Source organism: Pseudomonas sp. Bout1 (genome assembly GCF_034314165.1).
In the GTDB taxonomy this organism is placed as follows: domain Bacteria; phylum Pseudomonadota; class Gammaproteobacteria; order Pseudomonadales; family Pseudomonadaceae; genus Aquipseudomonas.
The window spans coordinates 4,641,606-4,660,634 of record NZ_JAVIWK010000001.1 but is presented as its reverse complement, the minus strand read 5'-3'; the positions used below and the strand labels follow the sequence as shown (position 1 = coordinate 4,660,634).

Here is a 19,029-nt window from a genome sequence, read left to right as displayed (position 1 = left end):
CCCGCTCACCACAACAGCCCGGCTCACCACAGCGGCCCGGCTCACCACAACAGCCCGGCTCACCACAGCAGCCGGCTCACCAAAGCGGCCCCACCCACCACAGCAGCCCCGCTCACCACAGCCATTGCACTGGGACATTCTATCTTCCAGGTGTCAGTAGCTTAGGTCAGGGCTTGTCCACATCGTGGTATTCACCCCCATACCCATCCCCCACCCGCCAGATGATGTCGTGGTTCTCGTTGGTCCATTCCGACGGTTTGAGCGAGTACTTGTAGTCCTCCGAATTATTGTTATTTCCATCCCCGATAAAGTCCGGGTGATCGCGCCGATGATCGCCCCCACGAATGCTCGAGCGCGCGTCCCATTCTTCCTTGCGAAAATCAAAAATGCTCTGGTCCTGTGGCGCATCCCGTTGGCCCCAGTCAGACAGGTAGGTCTGCAACCACACATATGCCTCATCCCCGTTGGGCTTGAGCAACCCTTCCTGCTTGAAGTCCTGGATCTGGTTCCAGTTCTGCATCGAGATCTTGTGCAGTTTGTGCGACTGCACGGTGCTCAGAATCGCCCCGACAAACGACAGCGCGCCCGAAATCAAGAAGCCTACCGGCCCCAGGAACGGGATGATTCGCCCGGTCACTCCCAGCGTGCCCAGTACGCCGCCCGCGGCGCCCACCAGGCTGCTGACACCACCGGCCATGGACAGTGAACCCGAGGCGATTTTCACCGGGTCTTTCTCGCGCACACCATCACGCAAGGTGAACGCCGCCTGGACCACGCTGATCACGCCGCCCGCCACGTCGGTGGCCATGCCGATCACTTTGATCGCGCTGCTGGCGAACTTCGCGCCGAAACCTGCGCCCGCCACGCCGCCACGGCTGGCAATGCCTTTTTCGATACCTTCCTGGACCTTCTTCGCGCCTTCGTCGCTCCAGCCACCGCTGTTGAGCGCCTTGCCCACGTCCTTGCCGTCGTCCATGGCCTGGTCGACGATGTCGAAGTATTTCTTCTGTATCGCCTCGGCGTCCTTGGGCAGGGCGTGGTAACCCTCGCCGGGCTTGGCCCACAGGTCGGGCAGGGAGCGGTCGAAGCCCATCAGTTTGTAGGCGTTGGTGCCGCGCAACTTGTCGTAGACCTTCAAGCCCAGCGTGGCGAAGTGCGAGCCGGTGCCCAAGAAGCCCAGGAAGTCATTGGCGATGCCCAGGCGTTTCATCGGCGTATCCGCCAGCTTGCCGCCTTGCCCGGCCAGTTGGTAGACGATACGGCCCATGCCGATCGCGCCGCCTACCGAGCCGAGTACGCCGTTGTCCTTGAGGAAGTTGAGGTTCTTCGTGAAGGCACTGCGGTTCTCTTCGCTGAGGCCCGGCATGATCTCCTTGCTCACGGCCTTGTCGATGTCACTGAAGCTGATCACGCCGTTCTTTTGCCAGGTGTCGCCGAGGGAAATCATCGCCTTGCCGAAGTCGGCGGCGGCATTTTTGTCCTTGAGCAGTTGGTCGACGAACTTCGAATACACCCCCAGTGCCTGGCGCGGCAGGCCGTCGGCGCTGCCCTTGAGCATCGACAGGATCGCCATGGTGTTGTCGGTGGTGGCCAGCGCAGTGTTGTCGTCAGAGATCTTGGTGGGGTCGTCCATCAGCTTTTCAACGGCGTCGGTGTAGCCGTCGATTTGCAGGTTTTGCAGGAAGTTGTCGGCCTTGGCCGGGTCGATATCCGCCAGGGCGGTGTAGGCGGTCTGGATTTCCTGGGTTGCCAGTTCGGTCTTGCCACTGTCTTGCAGGGACTTGATGTACCGGGTGAAGTTCTCCGAGGAGGTGCTGTCGATCAGCTTCTGTTTGGTCTCATCGACCTTGGCCTGGCCGCCGTCGACCTTGCCCAGGGCCGCGTCGTGATTGGCCTTGATGTCGTGCTGGATGGTCGAGTCGCCGAGCAGGTCGTTGATGGTCTGGTCGATGGCCTTGGTGTCGAAGATGTTGTCGCGCACATCCCGCGAGGTCACGTCGATGGGCGTGGTGGCAATGCCCTGGTTGCCAAAACCGTGCTCGGGAATGATCGACATGCCATTGTCGGCCATGCTCTTGGCTTCCACCGCCCGCAGGAACTTGGCGCGCGGGTCGTCCTTGCCGATGCTGCCGTCCTTGACCCCGGCGCGGTAGCTGTCCACCAGGGTTTTCATCGACAGGTCCTGTACCGAGAGCGGGTTGCCGCTTTCGTCTTTCTCGGTGGTGGTCAGGTTGTCGACAGACACGTCCTTGAGGGGCGGCAGGCCGTTGTCGGTGCGCAGCTTGTCGACGTCGGTGGTCTGCGCTGCGATGTCGCTGCGGTAGCCGCAAATCTGTTCGAACATCTGCGGGTTGCTGTCTTCCGAGACCACGATTTTCTCTTCGCTGCCGCCGGGCTTGTGCTGGGTGAAGGCGATCAGGCCGGGGCCATAATCACCGGCACCGCCCACACTCATGATGTCTTCAGTGGAGGCCAGGTACGCGTCCGGGGCGGCGAGGGTGTAGCCGTCGCCCTTGGCCTTTTCGATACCGGCCAGGGTTTGGCCCTTGGTGGTGTAGGCGGCGAAGGCCTCAGGGGTGATGTCCTTGGACACCACCAGCAGTTTACCGTCGGCCTGGTTGACCACCAGGATCGCGTCCATGGGCGCGTCGACCTTGCTGATGTCGCCCAGCTTCAAGCTGGCCTCGTCCTTGCGCAGCAGTTCCTGGCCGGGCAGGGACTGGGCGTTCTTGATGTAGTCGAAGGCCTGCGAGCCTTCACTGGCGTGCACGGCATGCAGGAAGTTGTAGAAGGTGCCGCCGGCGTTTGGGTTGGGGTTGCCGAGGTCGGCGCCGGGTTGCGGCAGGTCGGCTTCGGACTTGCTGATCGCGTACTTGTGGCCCTGGTGTTCGAACAGGATCACCCCGGCAGCAGTGTCTTCGGACACGACTTTCAACTGACTGAAATCCAGGTCTCCAGGCAGGCTGGTGACTGCTTCATACCCCTTGGTCTTGCCGTCATTCAAGGCCTGCTTGGTTACCCCGGCCTGGGTGTAGGTGCTGAACGCCTGCGGCGTGAGCAGTTCGGAGATGACCAGGGTCTTGCCGTTTTCCAGGCTGACCTTGAGGATGCCGTCCTCGGCCTTGCCTACCGATTTGATATTGGCCAGGCGCACACCGTCGCCGTCCTCGCGCAGCAGTTGCTGGTCGGGGTTTTTCAGGCTTTCGCGAATCGCCTTGCCGGCCGGGGTGCCCCGGGTTTCGGCCAAGGTCTGGAGGAAGGTGTAGAGCGGGGTGCCTTCGTTGGGGCCACCCTGGTTGACGGGGGCCACGGCATGCCCGAAGCGCAGGTTTTTCAACACGTCGAAACCGTCCTGGGCGTTGGCCGCCCCCTCGGCGCTGATCTTGTATTTGGCACCGTCCTGTTCGAAGTAGATCACCCCGGCGTCCTTGTCTTCGCCGATGACCTTGAGCGTATCGATGTCGAGCTTGGCCGCCAGGGCGGTGACTTGCTTGTAGTCCTCGGGCTTGACGGTTTTGTCGCCCGGGCCGCTACTGGCAAGGATTCTGGCTTTGTTCAGGACTGCGTCGAAGGCGCGCTCGGGCGCGTTGGGTGGGGCGATGCGGGGGGAGGCGGGTTTTTCGGGACGGGTGATCATTGGTTCAGTCCATGTGAAGGGGCGCACGAGGACTCGATACTAGGGGCTGGCTGGGGGTTGAAACGGGTTTGTTGGCAACAAGTCACAAGCTTTCACAGGTGTGAAACGCGGTGGCCCAAGCGGGTACCGAAGTACCCGTGACCTCACGCCCGGCCCACCTCGGCGGCGCGCCCGGCGGCGCCAATCCTGCGCAACAGCGGCAACAGCTCGGCGCCCATATGAATCGACTCTTCCAGGTGCGGGAAACCCGACAGGATAAAGCTGTCCACCCCCAACTGGTGGTACTCCTCGATTCGCTCCGCCACCCGCTCATAACTGCCCACCAGCGCAGTGCCGGCGCCGCCACGCACCAGGCCCACTCCGGCCCACAGGTTGGCTGAAACCTCCAGCTCGCGCGCGCCGCGTCCACGGCCTTTCATCAACTCGGTCTGGCGGTTCTGGCCCACCGACTCGTACCTGGCCATTTGCCGTTGAGCCTGGTCGATGGCGTCCTTGGGTATCTCCTCCAACAGCCGCTCAACATGCGCCCAGGCCGCTTCGTCCGTGCGATCGGCGAAGAGGTGCAGGCGCAGGCCAAAGCGCAAGGTGCGGTCCCGGGCGGCGGCCAGTTCGCGCATGCGCAAAATACGTTCGGCGATCATCATTGGTGGTTCACACCACATCAGGTAAGTTTGCCCATGGGCGGCACCGACCTGTTCAGCCGCCTCCGATGCCCCCCCAAAATAGATCGCCGGCACTTGCGCGCCCGGCGCAACGGGCGTGCTGATGCCACTGCGGTAGTAACGCCCCGGGTGCGTTGGCTGCTCTGCGGCCCACACTGCCTGGAACACCTGCAAAAACTCCGCAGTACGCGCATAACGCTCATCGTGTTCGAGAAAGTCCCCCAACGAACGCTGCTCAAAACGGCTGGATCCCGTCACCACATGCAACGCCAGGCGATTCTCGCTGAGCAGCTGCAAGGTCGCTGCGCGGTGGGCCGTGTAGGCGGGCAGCTCCATGCCGGGGCGCAAGGTGAGGAGGAATTTCAGCCGCCGCACTTCCTGGGCGAGCACCGCGGTAATCAGCCACGGGTCTTCGAAACCGCTGGCGGTGGGCACCATGATCCCGTCGAATCCCGCCTGTTCGGTGGCCCGCACGATCTGGCGCAGGTAGTCGAGGGTCGGTGCGCGTTCGCCTTGCTGGAACAGCCCGACCTTGGGCAAGCCGCTGCTGGTGAGATGGCGGCCGTCGCCATTGGTGGGCAGGAACCAGTCGAGCTGGATCGGTGGGCGAACCTCAGTGTTCATGGTGCAGGCGCTCCTTGCGCAGGCCGTGTTGAAAAAGCAGCGGCAGGACTTGTTCGCCGAAGCGCAGCACCTCGCTGACCGCCGGGCCGCCTTGCAGGATGATGTGGCCAAGGCCCAGGCCGTGCAGTTCCTGCAGGCGCGTGGCGATTTGATGGGGCGTGCCCACCAGGATCAGCGGTTGGCCGGGATGCAATTGCAAAAGGTTAGGGTGGACCTCCCACTGGCGCAGCGGATGACGGTCGCGGGGCACGGTGGCGACGCCGGGGCGGGGCACGTGCCGGGCCGGCAGCAGGGCGGCGGCGGTTTCCCAGGCCAGGTCCTCGCTGTCGCCGATGATCAGGCCGAAGGTACAGGCAAAGGCCAGGCTCGGTTGGTGCTGGTGCCAGCGTTGTATTTCCTGGGCCAGCCACTGTGGATGCCCGGGCCGCAACAAGCAGACCTGGGCGTGTCCGGCCACCAGCGCATGGCTTTGGCTGTCGTCCAGCACCAGGGGCGGCGCGGGCAGTTCGCGGCGGGCGACGCCGGCGTTTTCCAGTTGGAAATAGCGGCCTTGATAATCCAGGCCGCCGTCATTCGGTGCCAGCAACTGCTGGAGGATCTCCAGGTACTCGCCGATACGTTCGCTGCGTTGGTCGCGGTTCAGCCATTCGCCAAACGCGCTGCGCAGGCTGCCTTGTTCGCCGTCGGGCAAGTGCAAGCGTACCCGGTGGCTGCTGATCGATTGCAGGCTTTGCAGGGTGGTGGCCAGGGCGGCCGGCAGCATGACTTCCGGCGGCACGCTCACCGACAATTGCACCCGCCGGGTATGCGCGCACAGCGCCGCCGCTACCCCCAGGCTGTCGGCGCACAGCGCGCCGCCGGGGATCCACAGGCCGTCGATGCCGGCGTATTCCACGGCCTGGGCCAGCTGAATCCACTGCCCCGGCTGCGCCGCCCAGTCGGGCGTACACAGGGGCATCAACCAACTGAATTCAAGGGGCATACACGGGCTCCATGTCGAAGAACTTGGTCATCCTACTCTCGTCCTCCCTTGGGTAAAACGGTTGCTGGGGCGCGGCAGTCCGAGGCTTTCGCGCAGGGTGGTGCCTTCGTATTCAGTGCGGAACAACCCGCGTTGCTGCAGCAGTGGAATCACCTGGTCGACAAACAGGTCGATGGCACCCGGGAAGTACGGGAAGAACACATTAAACCCGTCGCAGGCACGGGCCTCGAACCACTGCTCGAAGAAGTCGGCGATGTCTTCGGCGGTGCCGATCACCGGGTTGCCGGCGGTCAGGTGCAGGTACAGCTGGCGAATGCTCAGGTTCTGGCTGCGGGCCAGTTCCAGCAGTTTGTCACGACGGCTGCCGCGCTGGCCCACCGGGGTTTCCGGCAGCGGGCCGTCGAGGTCATGGCCCGACAGGTCGATGTCATCACCCAAGGTGTCGGCCAGGAAACGCAGGCCCAGCACCGGGTCTACCAAGGCCTGGAACTCGTCGAACAGCGCCTGGGCCTGTTCGCGGGTTTCACCGATAAACGGGGTGACGCCGGGCAGGATCTTGATGTGGTCGGGGTCACGGCCAAACGCAGTGGCGCGTTGCTTGATGTCTTGATAGAACGCCTGGGCACCGGGCAGGTCATGGTTGACCGCAAAAATCAGTTCGGCGACACGGGCAGCGAGTGCCTTGCCCGGTTCCGACGCACCGGCCTGTACCAGCACCGGATGGCCTTGGGGCGGGCGAGCGACGTTAAGTGGGCCGCGTACGGAAAAATGTTCGCCGCGATGGTTCAGGGTGTGCAGTTTGGCCGGGTCGAAATATTCCCCGCTGGCCTTGTCGCGGGTGAAGGCGTCGTCGTCCCAGCTGTCCCACAGGCCCTTGACCACATCGTGGAATTCTTCGGCACGCTGGTAGCGGTCGCCATGGTCGATATGGGTTTCGCGGCCGAAGTTCCAGGCTTCATCCGAGACCACCGAGGTCACCAGGTTCCAGGCCGCGCGACCTTTGGACAGGTGGTCGAGGGAGGCGAACTTGCGGGCGATATGGTACGGCTCGTTGTAGCTGGTGGTGGCGGTGGCGATCAGGCCGATATTGCGCGTGACGGCTGCCAGCGCGGCCATCAGGGTCAAGGGTTCGAAGTGTTCGGCGCGGGCGGTGCGGCTCAGGGCGTCATGATGATGCCCCCACAGTGCGACCACATCGGCAACGAACAGGGCGTCGAATTTGCCCCGCTCGGCGGTTTGCGCGATGTGTTTGAAGTGCTCGAAATCCAGGCTGGCATCGGCCTGTGCCAGCGGGTGGCGCCAGGCGGATACGTGGTGGCCGCTGTTGGCCAGGAAGGCCCCCAGTTTGAGTTGATCGGTACGTCGTGTCATGGACAGGCTCCCGTAAAAGGTCAGGCGCGGGGCTGGTGAGCCGGCCCCGCGGGCTGGGTCAGAAGTTGTACGTCACGCCGGTGTACCAGTAGCCACCGGTGGTGCCGTAAGGCGAAAAGGTGCCGTACGGGAAGCCGCCGGAGCTGCTCACCAGGTCGGTGCGTTTCGGGTACTTGTTGAACAGGTTGTTCGCGCCGGCATTCAGGGTCACGGCCTTGGTCAGGTGGTAGTCGATGTTCAGGTCGGTGATCCAGGTTGGCGAGAAGCTGCGGTCGTAGATCTCGGCGGTGCCGTACTCGGTGTAGGAGCCGTAGCGGGTGAGGTTCAGGCTGGTTTCAAGTTTGTTGTAGGCCCAGGTGGTGCCCAGCAGCAGTTTGGATTGCGGCAAGCCGTACTTGAGGTTGCCCTGGCGCTGGCGGTCATAGCCACCGTCCGGGCCGAGGGCCTGGGCGGCCACGGCCGAGGCGTGGATCGAGTCGATCTGGGTGGTGTTCCAGTTGAACCCTGCGCTGTATTTCAGGTTGCCATAGGCACCGATGTCCTGGCGGTAGTCGCCCACCAGGTCGACGCCACGGGTGGTGGTGTCGAGGGCGTTGGTGAAGTAGGTCACCGCCTGGTTCGGGTTGAGCCCGGCTGCGGCGAGGATCGCGCTGATTTGCGGGGTGCCGCCCAGGTAGCCGGTCTGGGCGATGCGGTCCTTGATCACGATCTGGTAGGCATCCAGGGTGATGTTGGTGTTGTCGGTGGGTTGCAGGGTCAGCCCGAGGCTGTAGTTGGTCGACTTTTCAGGCTTGAGGGTGGTCGCGCCCAGCGCCTTGGCCACGTCGGAATTCACCGCGACGTTGCGGTAGTCGAACAGCTGGCCGTTGACGCTGGTTTGCGAGGTGGAGCTGTAGATCTGCTGGGCCAAAGACGGCGCACGGAACCCGGTGCTGAAGGTACCGCGCACGGCCAGGATCGGTGTCAGCTGGTAGCGGGTGGAGAACTTGCCGTTGGTGGTGGTGCCCGAGCCATCGTTGTAGTGCTCGTAGCGCCCGGCGAGGTCCACGTGCCATTTGTCGGTAAAGTCCTGGCCTATCTCGCCATAGCCGGCAACGCTGGTGCGGCCTTTTTCGGCGGCGTCGGCCGGGGTGGTACCGGCACCGGAGATGGTCCCGGGGGCAATCGGCGCGCCGTTGGCTCCGACATCAAACGGGCCGCTGGCGTAGGAGGCGAGGTCGCCCTTGCCGATCTTGTAGCTCTCGTAGCGCTGTTCCAGGCCCCAGGAAATCTGCGTCGGCTTGTACAGCCCAAGGTCAAACGCGCGGGTCAGGTCGAGGTTGTTGGTCCACTGGCTGAAGGTTTTTACGCCGGTGTCCACCGAGGTCGGCGAATTCGGTCCGTAGCTCAGGTTGTAGGTGTCGGTAAGCGTGGCTTGGGCATGGTCCTGGCCATAGGTGGTGGACAAGTCATAGTCCCAGTCGGCAACTTTGCCTTTGCCGCCGGCGGCCACCTGGAAGTCATTTTCAATGAAGCGCAGGTTGTCTTCGATACCTTCGGGGTAGGGCGTCTGGATACCGTTGAAACTGCCCGGCTGGTGGAAGGCCAGGGGTTTTTCCGAGTTGCGGTGGGTGTAGGTAGAGAACGAATACAGGGTCAGGTCATCACTCACCGGCAACTCGGCGTTGTAACCCAGGCTGAAGTTCTTGGCCTCGGGCAAGCCGGTGCCGTAGTAGGTGTGGCGCTGGCTGGTATTGCCGGCGCTGTCGGTGTACGGCGCTGCGTCGGAACGGTCCGAGACGTTCTGTTTTTTCACGTCCAGAGCGAGGTTGATAAAGCCGTCATTGGGCAGCGCGAGGCCAACGTTGCCAGTCTGGCGCACGGTTTCGCCGTCGCCGTTTTCATAGTTCTGGCCGTAGGTGGTGGACACACTGCCGCCGTGGTCGGTTTGCTTGAGCACGATGTTGATCACGCCGCCGATGGCGTCCGACCCATACTGCGCCGAGGCACCGTCACGCAATACTTCGATGTGATCCACCAGGGCGGTGGGGATCATGTCCAGGTCCACCGGTTGCGAGCCGGAGTTAAGGGAGGTGGCGTTGTTCAGCAGCGCGCTGTTGTGGCGGCGCTTGCCGTTGACCAGCACCAGCACCTGGTCGCCGTTCAGGCCGCGCAGGCTGATGGGGCGCACGATGGAGGTCGAACCGAAGCCCGACGAGGCTGGCTGGTTGAGCGACGGCAGCACCTTGCTCAAGGCGCGGGTCAGGTCGCCCTGGCCGGTGGCGAGCAGTTGCTTTGAGGAAATCACATCCACCGGTGCCGGGCTCTCGGCCAAGGTGCGGGCCTGACCGCGGTTGCCGATCACCACGACGGTGTCCAGGGGGTTGTCGCTGGCCGGTGCGTCGGCGGCGAGGGTCAGGCTGCTGTAGCTGGCGGCCTCGCACACGGCGAGGAACAACAGGGTATGGGCGAAGGCCTTGCCGGGTTGGCGGCGGCCTGCGGCGCGTGATGAATTCATGATGTGCAGCACTCCAGTGTGGTTAGGCGACGAGCCTTGTTCGAGGTCGGCTTGTTGAGTTCAAGCTCTGGTGGAGGCAGGAGAGCAAAGGCTGTGCCATCGCTGAAAAGACTTGGATAACAAGGAGTTGCCAGGCGGCTGGGGCAATGGTTGGTGTTTTTCTAACAGGCGCGAGGGCAGGCTGTTGGTTTTTGTGCAGCGGATTTTTGCGCGAGTTATCCGGCGTACTGTGGGGCTGGGGAGCGTCTCCTTGGCACAGCCCTTGCTCTTCCCACGGCATACCTGAACCCAAGGAAGCTTTTCTGTATGCCTAGACCCGGCCCGCGTAACGCCCTCACTGATATTCCCGGCCTTGAGGTTGGCCACGCTACAGACCTGCACGCCGATACCGGCGTTACGGTGATCCGCCCCGATGGTTTCTGGACGGCCAGTATCGACATTCGCGGCGGTGGCCCGGGCGGTCGTGAAACCGCGGCGCTGGAGCCGGAGAACATGGTCGGACAGCTTCACGCCCTGGTGTTTGCCGGAGGTTCGGTGTTTGGCCTGGGGGCCGCGGATGCGGTGGCGGCGAAGTTGTCCCAGGACCAGGTTGGGCTGCATTTGAAACCGGGTGCGCCGGCGATTCCTATTGTGCCGGCGGCGGTGTTGCATGATTTGGCAAATGGCGGTGACAAGGATTGGGGCCTGGAGCCGCCGTATCGGCGGTTGGGGTTCGAGGCATTGGCCAATGCCGGTGCGGACTTTGAGCTGGGTTCTGTCGGGGCTGGGCGTGGGGCGATGGCTGGGGTTTTGAAAGGTGGGCTGGGTACGGCGTCCCTGGATCTGGGCGACGGGTTGGTCGTGGCCGCCTTGGTCGTGGCCAACCCGATTGGGTCGGTCTACATGCCTGATGGTGAAACGTTCTGGGCCTGGCCTTGGGAGGTGGCGGGGGAGTTTGGTGGGGCGCGGCCGGTGACGGAGATGGATTGCAGTGATCCGATGCCGGAGTTGTCGCGGCTGGATTCCATGGGGCGCCTGCAAGCGGGGGCCAATACCACGCTGGTCGTGGTGGCGAGTACGGCGCGGTTGACGGTTGCCGAGTGCAAGCGGGTGGCGATTATGGCCCAGGACGGGATTGCCCGCGCGGTGCGGCCGGCGCATTTGCCGTTTGATGGGGATACGGTGTTTGCGTTGGCCTCGGGGGCGGTGGAGGTGACGGATGGGCCTCGGCGGCAGGTGGAAATTGGGCGGATTGGGTCGGCGGCGGCTGATTGTGTGGCCCGGTCGATTGCTCGGGGGGTGTTTGCTGCGCGGGGTTAGGGTTGGGTGTATATCCGTTATTTAGGTAACGGCGGCTATTGGTTCCGCTCTTACAGCGGGTCACTTTTGAAAAGCGCAAAAGTAACCAAAACGCTCTGCCCCGCCTGTCGGCACCTCGCTTAGGCTCGGTGTTCCCTCACTCCGGAATTGCTCCGCGGGCCGCCGCGACGGCCCGTCCCTGGCCCGTCGCGGCTAAACCGGCGTCCTGCCGGTTTACCCGCTCCTCAATCCCTGCGTTCGGCCTCGGGCTGAATGGGGCAGTCAGATCAAGATCAACAGCAAGATCAATGGCACGGCGGCCTGAAAGCCGACCTGAGTGTTAAAAGCCAGAGCAAAAGCTGTAGGAGCTGGCTTGCCGGCGATGCAGGCAACTCGGTCTTTCAGATACACAGAGGCGATGCCATCGCAGGCAAGCCAGCTCCTACATTTGAACCGTGCCCGCCTTTGATTCTGCTGTTGCTTTTAACACTCAAGCCGGCCTGTAGGCCGCTGTGTTCTTGATCTGCTTGTGATCTTGATCTTAGGCGCCCCGTCAACCACGCTGGCCGAACGCAGGCTTTGGAGCGTGGGTAACCCGGCAGGACGCCGGGTTAGCCGTCCTGGGCCAGGGATGGCCCATGACGGCGGCCCACGGTCCAAAGCCGGAGTGAGGGCACACCGAGCCTAAGCGAGGTGCCGAGTGGTGGGGCAAGAGCGTTTTGCTTACTTTTGCGCTGTTCAAAAGTGAGCCGCTGTAAGAGCGGAACCCATATCAGCCATCACCTAAATAACGGATATACCCCCAATCCGCGCCCGCGCCCGTAGCGCCTGCTCAGGCAACCCCAAAGCCTCATACACCACCACCAAAGCCCGATTCGTAGGCACATCCAGCCCGTCATACCGTCGGCGCAATTCCAGCGTTTGCTGCGCCCCGAGCCAATCCCCAACCCGCAACCGCGCATCCAGCTCCACCTGCGCAAACAAATCCCGCTGGGCATGACTGCCGCCAATCTCGTTCAACCGTGGCAGCGCAATCCCCAACTGCTCCAGCGCCCGCTGTGCATCCCCCCGGGCGTGCGCCAACAACCCCTCTGCCAGCGGCAAGCTGACTTCCCCCCACACTGGCCGCGCATCAAGGCTGTGGCGCCGCAACGCCGCCAGCAACTGATCCGCCTCAGGCTTGCCCGCCCGGGCCAACCCATACAAATACTGCACACTCAAAAACGGCTGCACCGCATCCGCAACCCGCCGCTGCAGGTAAGGCGCCAACGCCTGCCAGCGCTCACCCACATCAATCCCGGCCAATTCCAGGCGCGCCAGCAACGATACCGCCCCCACCTGGTCCTGCGAGTACTCCGGCAGGATCCCCCACACATGCCGGTCATAAATCTCCAGCACCCGCTGATCCTCACCACGGGCCAGATAAAACAACGCCAGGTGCCACCAGTTATGGGTGTACATAAACGAGTTCAACCCGTCCCAGTGATGCTTCACGCCCTCCAGAAACCCGATACCTTCCTCGATGCGCCCCTGCGTCAGCATCACATGGGCCAGCGCGTGATGCGCCCATGGCTCCGACGCCTGCAAACGCAAGGCCTCTCGTGCGCTGGCTTCGGCTTCTTCCAGCAGATGACACTGCTCATAAGCAAACGCCAGCAAGCCGTGACTGTGGGCGATATCCGGCGCACCCGCCGTGGCCTTGAGGCCGATGCGCAGCAGCGCCGGCCAGTTACCCCGGTTGAACTCCAGGTACTGGTTGAGCTTGGCGGCAAACAAGTCTCGTGGATAACGGTCCAGCAGGTATTCACTGAGGCGCAGCGCCTCATCCAGCTCATCGCGGATCCAGGCCTGCAGCAACTCCAGATACAGCAGCGACCGGGGATGTTGCGAGTTAACCGCAGCCGCGCGCCGGCGGTATTTCTCGGCCAGTGCGGGGCCTTCGGGCGACTCGATAAACATCAACAGCAAGCCGGCAAACCCGTTGGCCAGCGCGGAGTCCGGGTCGGCATCGGCCGCCGCGAGAATGCCTTCGGCACGGGGCTGATAGCCGAGGAAACCACCGACGAAGTCATCCAGGCCCTGACGGGTGGCGGGGTTGAGGGTATCGATGGGGTTGCCCAGGTAATCCAGTGACATGCGGTTCACGCTCGTGGGTTCAGAGGACGTTACAGGGGCAAACCTTGTGCCAGCCAGCAAGGCCTTGTGTTTACAGCAGGCGGGCCGCGAGCCGCTGTTGCTTTTTGCACACTCGGCCTGGCCACTGTGGTTTTTTCATCACTGCCACGGCCCACGCGCACCGCAAATCCCAGCCCATCCGCCCATGGCACAGCCCTTGCTAAATCCCTGACAAAACCTTAGCCAAGGAATCTCCATGCGCCCTTTATCCTTTCGCCGTGTCCTCTCATACCTGGGACTTGGCGCCGTGCTGCTGGCCGGCACCGCTCAGGCGCAACCCCATGACGGCGGCGTGCTGAACCTGGTGGCCCAACCCGAGCCGCCGTCGCTGATGCACGGGGTGGTCAGCCACGTATCCACCCAGTACGTCAGCGGCAAGATCCTCCAGGGCCTGCTGACCTTCGACACCGACCTCAAACCCAAGCCGGTGTTGGCCAAGTCCTGGACCGTCTCCCCGGATGGCCTGACCTACACTTTCGATTTGCAGGACGGCGTGCGCTGGCACGACGGCCACGCCTTCACCGCCGATGACGTGGTGTTCAGCTTCCAGACCTTCTACCCCGAAGTGGACAAGCGCCTGGGCGGGGTCTTCACCGAATACGTCGCGAGCATCACGGCCAAGGGCCCGCTGCAAGTGGTCTTCCAGCTCAAGAAACCCTTCGCACCGCTGCTCTCTGCCTTGGGCAGCGGGCTGCGTCCTGTCGTGCCCAGGCACCTCTACGAGAACACCGACTTTCGCAACAACCCCTACAACCTCAAGCCCGTCGGCACCGGCCCGTTCGTGTTTGTAGAGTGGAAGCGCGGCGCCTATATCAAGCTGGCGAAGAACCCGGACTACTGGAAAAAAGGCCTGCCACATCTGGACGGCATCATCTTCCACGTGATCCCGGATGGATCTTCCCGCGCGGCCGCCTTCGAACGTGACGACGTGCAAGTACTGCGCAGCGGGGATGCCGACTATTCCGACCTCAAGCGCCTGACCGCCTTGCCAAACGTGCAGTCTTCGGAAAAAGGCTGGGAGCTGTACTCCGGCCTGGCCTTCCTGCAGATCAACACGCGCAAGCCGCCGCTGAACAATCCCAAGGTGCGCCAGGCGATCCTGTATGCGCTGAACCGCCAGTTCATTGTCGACAACATTTTCTTTGGCTCGGGCAAGGTCGCGCCGGGTCAGTTCGTGTCCACCTCGCCGTACCACGACCCGCAATTGCCGCAATACACCTACGACGTGAAAAAGGCCAAGGCATTGATTGCCGAGTCTGGCGTGGACGTGGGCGCGGTGCGGATCCGCCTGCTCAACGGTGAGAAGGGCGGCGCCTGGGAGCGCCTGGCCGAGTACACCAAGCAAGCCCTGCAACCGCTGGGCTTCAAGGTGCAAGTGGTCACCTCCGACGCAGCCACCTGGTTCCAGCGCGTCAGCGACTGGGACTTCGACCTGACCTATAACTTCATCTTCCAGATCGGCGACCCCTACCTGACCAACGCTTACCTGTACCGCTCCGACTACATCCTCAAGACCTCGCCGTTCGCCAACGTCAGCGGCTATAACAGCCCCGAGGCCGATGCGCTGTGGACCCAAGTCGCCAATACCCCGGAAGGCCCGGAGCGCACCAAACTCTACAGCCAGTTGGAAAGCGTGCTGAACACCGACCTGCCGATCGCGCCGATCTTCGAAATGCGCTACCCGACGCTGTTCCACAAAGAGGTGAAAAACCTGCTGCAAACCGCCACCAGCCTTAACGAAGACTACGAAAGCGTCTACCTCGAGGCGCCTGCGCCATGAACGGGCTGCGGTATTTCAGCGGCCGTCTGGTCAAGGCGCTGTTGATGATTGTGGCGGTGCTGGTGCTGGGCTTTTTGCTGATCCGCCTGGCGCCGGGCGACCCGGCGCTGTTGTTGGCCGGTGAGGCGGGCGTGGACGACGTGCAGTTCATCGAACACCTGCGCCAGACTATGGGCCTGGACAAGCCCCTGCTGACGCAGCTGCTGATCTACCTGGGCAATATTGCCCATCTGGACCTGGGCTATTCCTATCGCAACCAGACCTCGGTGTGGTCGCTGATTGCCGAGCGCTTGCCGGCGACCTTGGCCCTGATGGGCTCGGCCTTTTTGCTGTCATCGGTGCTGGGCGTCACCCTCGGTACGCTGGCCGCGCGGGCCCGGCAGAAACGTCATTGGCTCGACGGCGTGATCTCCCACGGCGCGTTGCTGTTGTACGCGATGCCGACGTTCTGGCTGGCGATGCTGCTGATCCTGCTGTTCTCCGTCAGCCTCGATTGGTTGCCGGCGTTCGGCATGGAGACGGTGGCGCAGGACTTTTCCCTGGTCGACCGGCTCAAGCATCTACTGTTGCCGTGCGTGTCGTTGAGCGTGCTGTTCCTTGCCCTGTATATCCACCTGACCCGCGCCGCGGTGCTCGATGCCCTCGGCCAGGAATACGTGCGCACGGCCCACGCCAAGGGCCTGCACCCGAGGCGGATTCTGTATGTGCACGTGCTGCGCAATGCGCTGTTGCCGGTGGTCACGTTTGCCGGTTTGCAATTGGGCCAGTTGGCCAGCGGCGCGCTGCTGGTGGAGGTGGTGTATTCCTGGCCGGGGATTGGCCGTTTGATGTACGACTCGCTGGCCCAGAGGGATTACGGCGTGTTGATGGGTGGTTTTCTGGTGATCTCGATTCTGGTGGTGGGTTTTAACGTGCTGACCGATGTGATCTGTCGTTTCCTCGACCCGCGTATCGGTGCAGGAGTGCAAGGTTGATGCAGGTTCTTCGACGTTTTGTGCGTCAGCCGTCGGCGTTGACAGGTGCGTTGTTTTTGTTGCTGCTGACGTTGTTGGCGATCGCCGCACCCTGGCTCACCAGCAGTTCGCCGTGGGAAATGAACAGCCAGCCGATGCTCGCGCCGTTCCACGATTCGGCCCATTGGCTGGGCAGTGACCTGCTCGGTCGCGACCTCGCCATCGGTCTACTGTACGGCGCGCGGGTGTCCCTGGCGGTGGGGGCCCTGGCCAGCCTGGCGACCTTGGTGGTCGGCCTGCTGGTGGGGGCCCTCGCGGGCTATTTCGGTGGCTGGCTCGACGGCATGCTGATGCGCGTTGCTGAGTTCTTCCAGATCATTCCACAGCTGGTGCTGGCGGTGATTCTGGTGGCGATCCTTGAGCCTTCGTTGTTCTCTATCGTGCTGGCAATCGCACTCGTGGCCTGGCCGGCGGTGGCGCGGTTGGTGCGCAGTGAATTCCTGACCTTGCGCCAGCGCGAGTTCGTACAGGCCGCGCGGGTGCTGGGGCAGTCACCGCTGGGGATCATCACCCAGCAAATCCTGCCCAATGCCCTGGCGCCGTTACTGGTGACCATGACCTTTGTGATGGCCACAGCGATCCTCACCGAAGCGGCGCTGGCATTTCTCGGCTTGAGCGACCCGGAGGCCATGAGCTGGGGCTACATGATCAACGCCTCCCGTGGCTTGCTGCGGGATGCCTGGTGGATGAGCTTTCTGCCGGGGCTGGCGATTGTGCTGTGCGTGCTGGCGGTGAATCGGGTGGGCGAAGGCTTGCGTGTGGCCTTTGAGCCAGGGAGGTCAGTATGACGTTGTTGAGTGTTGAGCATTTGCGTATCGCCTTGCCGGCCGGTGCAGACCGCAGCCATGCGCTGTATGACCTGTCACTGCAACTGAACAGTGGCGAATGCCTGTGTGTGGTGGGCGAATCGGGCTCCGGCAAGTCGATGCTGGCCAAGGCTTTGTTGCGCCAGTTGCCGGACCCGCTGACGGTGGAAAGTGGACGCTTGGTGTTTCGTGACGAAGACCTGGCGACGCACAGCGAAGAGGCCATGCGCCAACTGCGCGGGCGCGATATCAGCATGGTGTTCCAGGAGCCCATGAGCGCGCTCAATCCGTTGTTGCGCGTGGGCGAACAGATCGACGAAACCCTGCGCGCCCATGGCGTGGCATCGGGGCGCGTGCGGCGTCAGCGGGTGGTGGATTTGCTCGGTTATGTCGGCTTGCCTGAGCCGGCGCGGCTGCGCCTGGCTTATCCGTTTGAACTGTCGGGTGGGCAGCGCCAGCGGGTGGTGATCGCCATGGCCCTGGCGTTTGATCCGGCGTTGTTGATTGCCGATGAACCGACCTCGGCGCTGGATGTGACCACCCAGGCGCAGATCCTCGACCTGCTGCGCAAGATCCAGCGGGACAAGGGCATGGCGCTGTTGTTTATCACCCACGATTTTGCCGTGGTCGAGGCGATTGCCGACCGGGTGTTGGTATTGGAAAGGGGCCGGGTGGTGGAGCAGGGCACGGCGCAGGCGGTATTGCGTGTACCCCGGGAAAGCTACACTCGGCAGTTGCTTGCGGCGGTGTCGGCGCAACCGCTGATGCCGCGTACGCGAGTGGTTGGCCCGGTGGTCCTGAAGGCACAGGCGTTGGGCAAGGTGTTCAGCAGCCGCAGTGGCTGGTGGGGGCGGCGCACCACGGTGGCGTTGGACGCGGTTCAGTTGCAATTGCGTGAGGGTGAGACGTTGGGGATTGTGGGGGAGTCGGGCTCGGGCAAGTCGACCTTGGGCCGCTGCCTGGTGCGTTTGTTGCGTGCGGACAGCGGGCAGGTCGAGTGGTTGGGACGGGAGGTGGCGGGGTTGTCTGAAGGGCAATTGCGGCCATTGCGTCGTGATGTGCAGATGATTTTCCAGGATCCGTTTGCTTCGCTTAATCCGCGGCAGACGGTGGGGCAGATGATTATGACCGGGCCTTTGGTGCACGGAGTTTCCAAGGCTGATGCTGAACGGCGGGCCAGGGAGTTGCTGGGGTTGGTGGGGTTGCCGGAGACGGCGTTTGAGCGGTTTGCGCATGAGTTTTCGGGTGGGCAACGGCAGCGCATAGGTATCGCTCGGGCGTTGGCGGTGGAGCCTAAGGTGTTAATCGCCGATGAGTGTGTGTCGGCGCTTGATGCGTTGATTCAGGTGCAGATTCTGGAGCTGCTGGAGTCGCTGCAGCGGCGGTTGAAGTTGAGCATTGTGTTTATTACTCATGATTTGCGGGTGGCTGCGCGGTTGTGTGACCGGATTGCGGTGATGCGTCAGGGGCGGGTGGTGGAGCAGGGGGAGACGGCGGCGCTTTTTGCTGATGCGCGGCATCCGTATACGCGGGAGTTGTTGATGGCTGAGGCGATCTGACTTGGGGGGTATATCCGTTATTTGGGTCACGGCTGATATGGGTTCCGCTCTTACAGCGGGTCACTTTTGAAAAGCGCAAAAGTAACCAAAACGCTCTGCCCCGCCTGTCGGCACCTCGCTTAGGCTCGGTGTGCCCTCACTCCGGCATTGCTCCGCGGGCCGCCGCGACGGCCCGTCCCTGGCCCGTCGCGGCTAAACCGGCGTCCTGCCGGTTTACCCGCTCCTCAATCCCTGCGTTCGGCCTCGGGCTGAATGGGGCAGTCAGATCAAGATCACAAGCAGATCAAGGGCACGGCGGCCTGAAAGCCGACCTGAGTGTTAAAAGCCAAGGCAAAAGCTGTAGGAGCTGGCTTGCCGGCGATGCAGGCAACTCGGTTTTTCAGATGTGCCGAGGTGATGCCATCGCAGGCAAGCCAGCTCCCACATTGGAACCGTGCCTGCTTTAGCTTTTGATCTGGCTTTTAACACTCAAGCCGGCCTGTAGGCCGCTGTGTTCTTGATCTGCTTGTGATCTTGATCTTAGGCGCCCCGTTAAACCACGCTGGCCGAACGCAGGCTTTGGAGCGTGGGTAACCCGGCAGGACGCCGGGTTAGCCGTCCTGGGCCAAGGATGGCCCATGACGGCGGCCCACGCTCCAAAGCCGG

General features: G+C 63.0%; 11 protein-coding genes. 5 read left to right on the top strand and 6 right to left on the bottom strand.

From position 1 onward, the window contains the following. Positions 1-166 precede the first annotated feature (166 nt). The 5 genes from RGV33_RS21615 to RGV33_RS21595 all read right to left on the bottom strand — a co-directional run bounded on the left by RGV33_RS21615 (position 167) and on the right by RGV33_RS21595 (position 9,773). Positions 167-3,637 (bottom strand): hypothetical protein, encoded by a 3,471-nt coding sequence (locus RGV33_RS21615; RefSeq protein ID WP_322146051.1) that lies wholly within the window; start codon positions 3,635-3,637, stop codon positions 167-169. Positions 3,638-3,780: 143 nt separating this feature from the next. Continuing rightward, a complete protein-coding gene (locus RGV33_RS21610; protein WP_322146050.1) occupies positions 3,781-4,923 on the bottom strand; it encodes an LLM class flavin-dependent oxidoreductase in 1,143 nt (380 codons plus the stop codon). Beyond that, entirely contained in the window at positions 4,913-5,905 is a 993-nt protein-coding gene (locus tag RGV33_RS21605; RefSeq protein ID WP_322146049.1) for an LLM class flavin-dependent oxidoreductase, read from the bottom strand. Before RGV33_RS21605 ends, RGV33_RS21610 begins: the two co-directional genes overlap by 11 nt. Positions 5,906-5,932: 27 nt before the next feature. Next, a complete protein-coding gene (locus tag RGV33_RS21600; RefSeq protein WP_322146048.1) occupies positions 5,933-7,276 on the bottom strand; it encodes an LLM class flavin-dependent oxidoreductase in 1,344 nt (447 codons plus the stop codon). A 58-nt stretch (positions 7,277-7,334) separates the two neighbouring features. Continuing rightward, positions 7,335-9,773: a TonB-dependent receptor gene (locus RGV33_RS21595; protein WP_322146047.1), complete on the bottom strand. Its 2,439-nt coding sequence runs from the start codon at positions 9,771-9,773 to the stop codon at positions 7,335-7,337. 306 nt (positions 9,774-10,079) lie between these two features. On the opposite strand from RGV33_RS21595, the gene RGV33_RS21590 reads away from it, so the two are divergent. Further along, on the top strand, positions 10,080-11,072 hold the full coding sequence (locus RGV33_RS21590) for a P1 family peptidase (protein WP_322146046.1): 993 nt from the start codon (positions 10,080-10,082) through the stop codon (positions 11,070-11,072). Between the two features lie 762 nt (positions 11,073-11,834). On the opposite strand, the gene RGV33_RS21585 is transcribed toward RGV33_RS21590, so the two are convergent. Further along, positions 11,835-13,187, bottom strand: coding sequence for a tetratricopeptide repeat protein (locus tag RGV33_RS21585; protein WP_322146045.1), 1,353 nt, complete (start codon positions 13,185-13,187; stop codon positions 11,835-11,837). A gap of 235 nt (positions 13,188-13,422) precedes the next feature. Here RGV33_RS21585 and RGV33_RS21580 point away from each other — a divergent pair, with 235 nt between their 5' ends. The 4 genes from RGV33_RS21580 to RGV33_RS21565 are packed head-to-tail and all read left to right on the top strand — an operon-like array spanning position 13,423 to position 18,384. Continuing rightward, on the top strand, positions 13,423-15,006 hold the full coding sequence (locus RGV33_RS21580; RefSeq protein ID WP_322146044.1) for an ABC transporter substrate-binding protein: 1,584 nt from the start codon (positions 13,423-13,425) through the stop codon (positions 15,004-15,006). Next, the gene (locus tag RGV33_RS21575) at positions 15,003-15,980 is read left to right on the top strand and encodes an ABC transporter permease (RefSeq protein ID WP_322146043.1); all 978 of its coding nucleotides are present in this window, start codon (positions 15,003-15,005) and stop codon (positions 15,978-15,980) included. Before RGV33_RS21580 ends, RGV33_RS21575 begins: the two co-directional genes overlap by 4 nt. Beyond that, positions 15,980-16,807, top strand: a complete 828-nt coding sequence (locus RGV33_RS21570) for an ABC transporter permease (RefSeq protein ID WP_322146042.1) — start codon at positions 15,980-15,982, stop codon at positions 16,805-16,807. The genes RGV33_RS21575 and RGV33_RS21570 overlap by 1 nt, the downstream gene beginning before the upstream one ends. Next, positions 16,804-18,384, top strand: a complete 1,581-nt coding sequence (locus RGV33_RS21565; protein WP_322146041.1) for an ABC transporter ATP-binding protein — start codon at positions 16,804-16,806, stop codon at positions 18,382-18,384. Before RGV33_RS21570 ends, RGV33_RS21565 begins: the two co-directional genes overlap by 4 nt. Positions 18,385-19,029: the final 645 nt, after the last annotated feature.

Bases quoted from the DNA above. Each gene is read 5' to 3' on its own strand.
- RGV33_RS21615 (WP_322146051.1), bottom strand. From the start codon at position 3,637: ATGATCACCCGTCCCGAAAAACCCGCCTCCCCCCGCATCGCCCCACCC.
- RGV33_RS21610 (WP_322146050.1), bottom strand. From the start codon at position 4,923: ATGAACACTGAGGTTCGCCCACCGATCCAGCTCGACTGGTTCCTGCCC.
- RGV33_RS21605 (WP_322146049.1), bottom strand. From the start codon at position 5,905: ATGCCCCTTGAATTCAGTTGGTTGATGCCCCTGTGTACGCCCGACTGG.
- RGV33_RS21600 (WP_322146048.1), bottom strand. From the start codon at position 7,276: ATGACACGACGTACCGATCAACTCAAACTGGGGGCCTTCCTGGCCAAC.
- RGV33_RS21595 (WP_322146047.1), bottom strand. From the start codon at position 9,773: ATGAATTCATCACGCGCCGCAGGCCGCCGCCAACCCGGCAAGGCCTTC.
- RGV33_RS21590 (WP_322146046.1), top strand. From the start codon at position 10,080: ATGCCTAGACCCGGCCCGCGTAACGCCCTCACTGATATTCCCGGCCTT.
- RGV33_RS21585 (WP_322146045.1), bottom strand. From the start codon at position 13,187: ATGTCACTGGATTACCTGGGCAACCCCATCGATACCCTCAACCCCGCC.
- RGV33_RS21580 (WP_322146044.1), top strand. From the start codon at position 13,423: ATGCGCCCTTTATCCTTTCGCCGTGTCCTCTCATACCTGGGACTTGGC.
- RGV33_RS21575 (WP_322146043.1), top strand. From the start codon at position 15,003: ATGAACGGGCTGCGGTATTTCAGCGGCCGTCTGGTCAAGGCGCTGTTG.
- RGV33_RS21570 (WP_322146042.1), top strand. From the start codon at position 15,980: ATGCAGGTTCTTCGACGTTTTGTGCGTCAGCCGTCGGCGTTGACAGGT.
- RGV33_RS21565 (WP_322146041.1), top strand. From the start codon at position 16,804: ATGACGTTGTTGAGTGTTGAGCATTTGCGTATCGCCTTGCCGGCCGGT.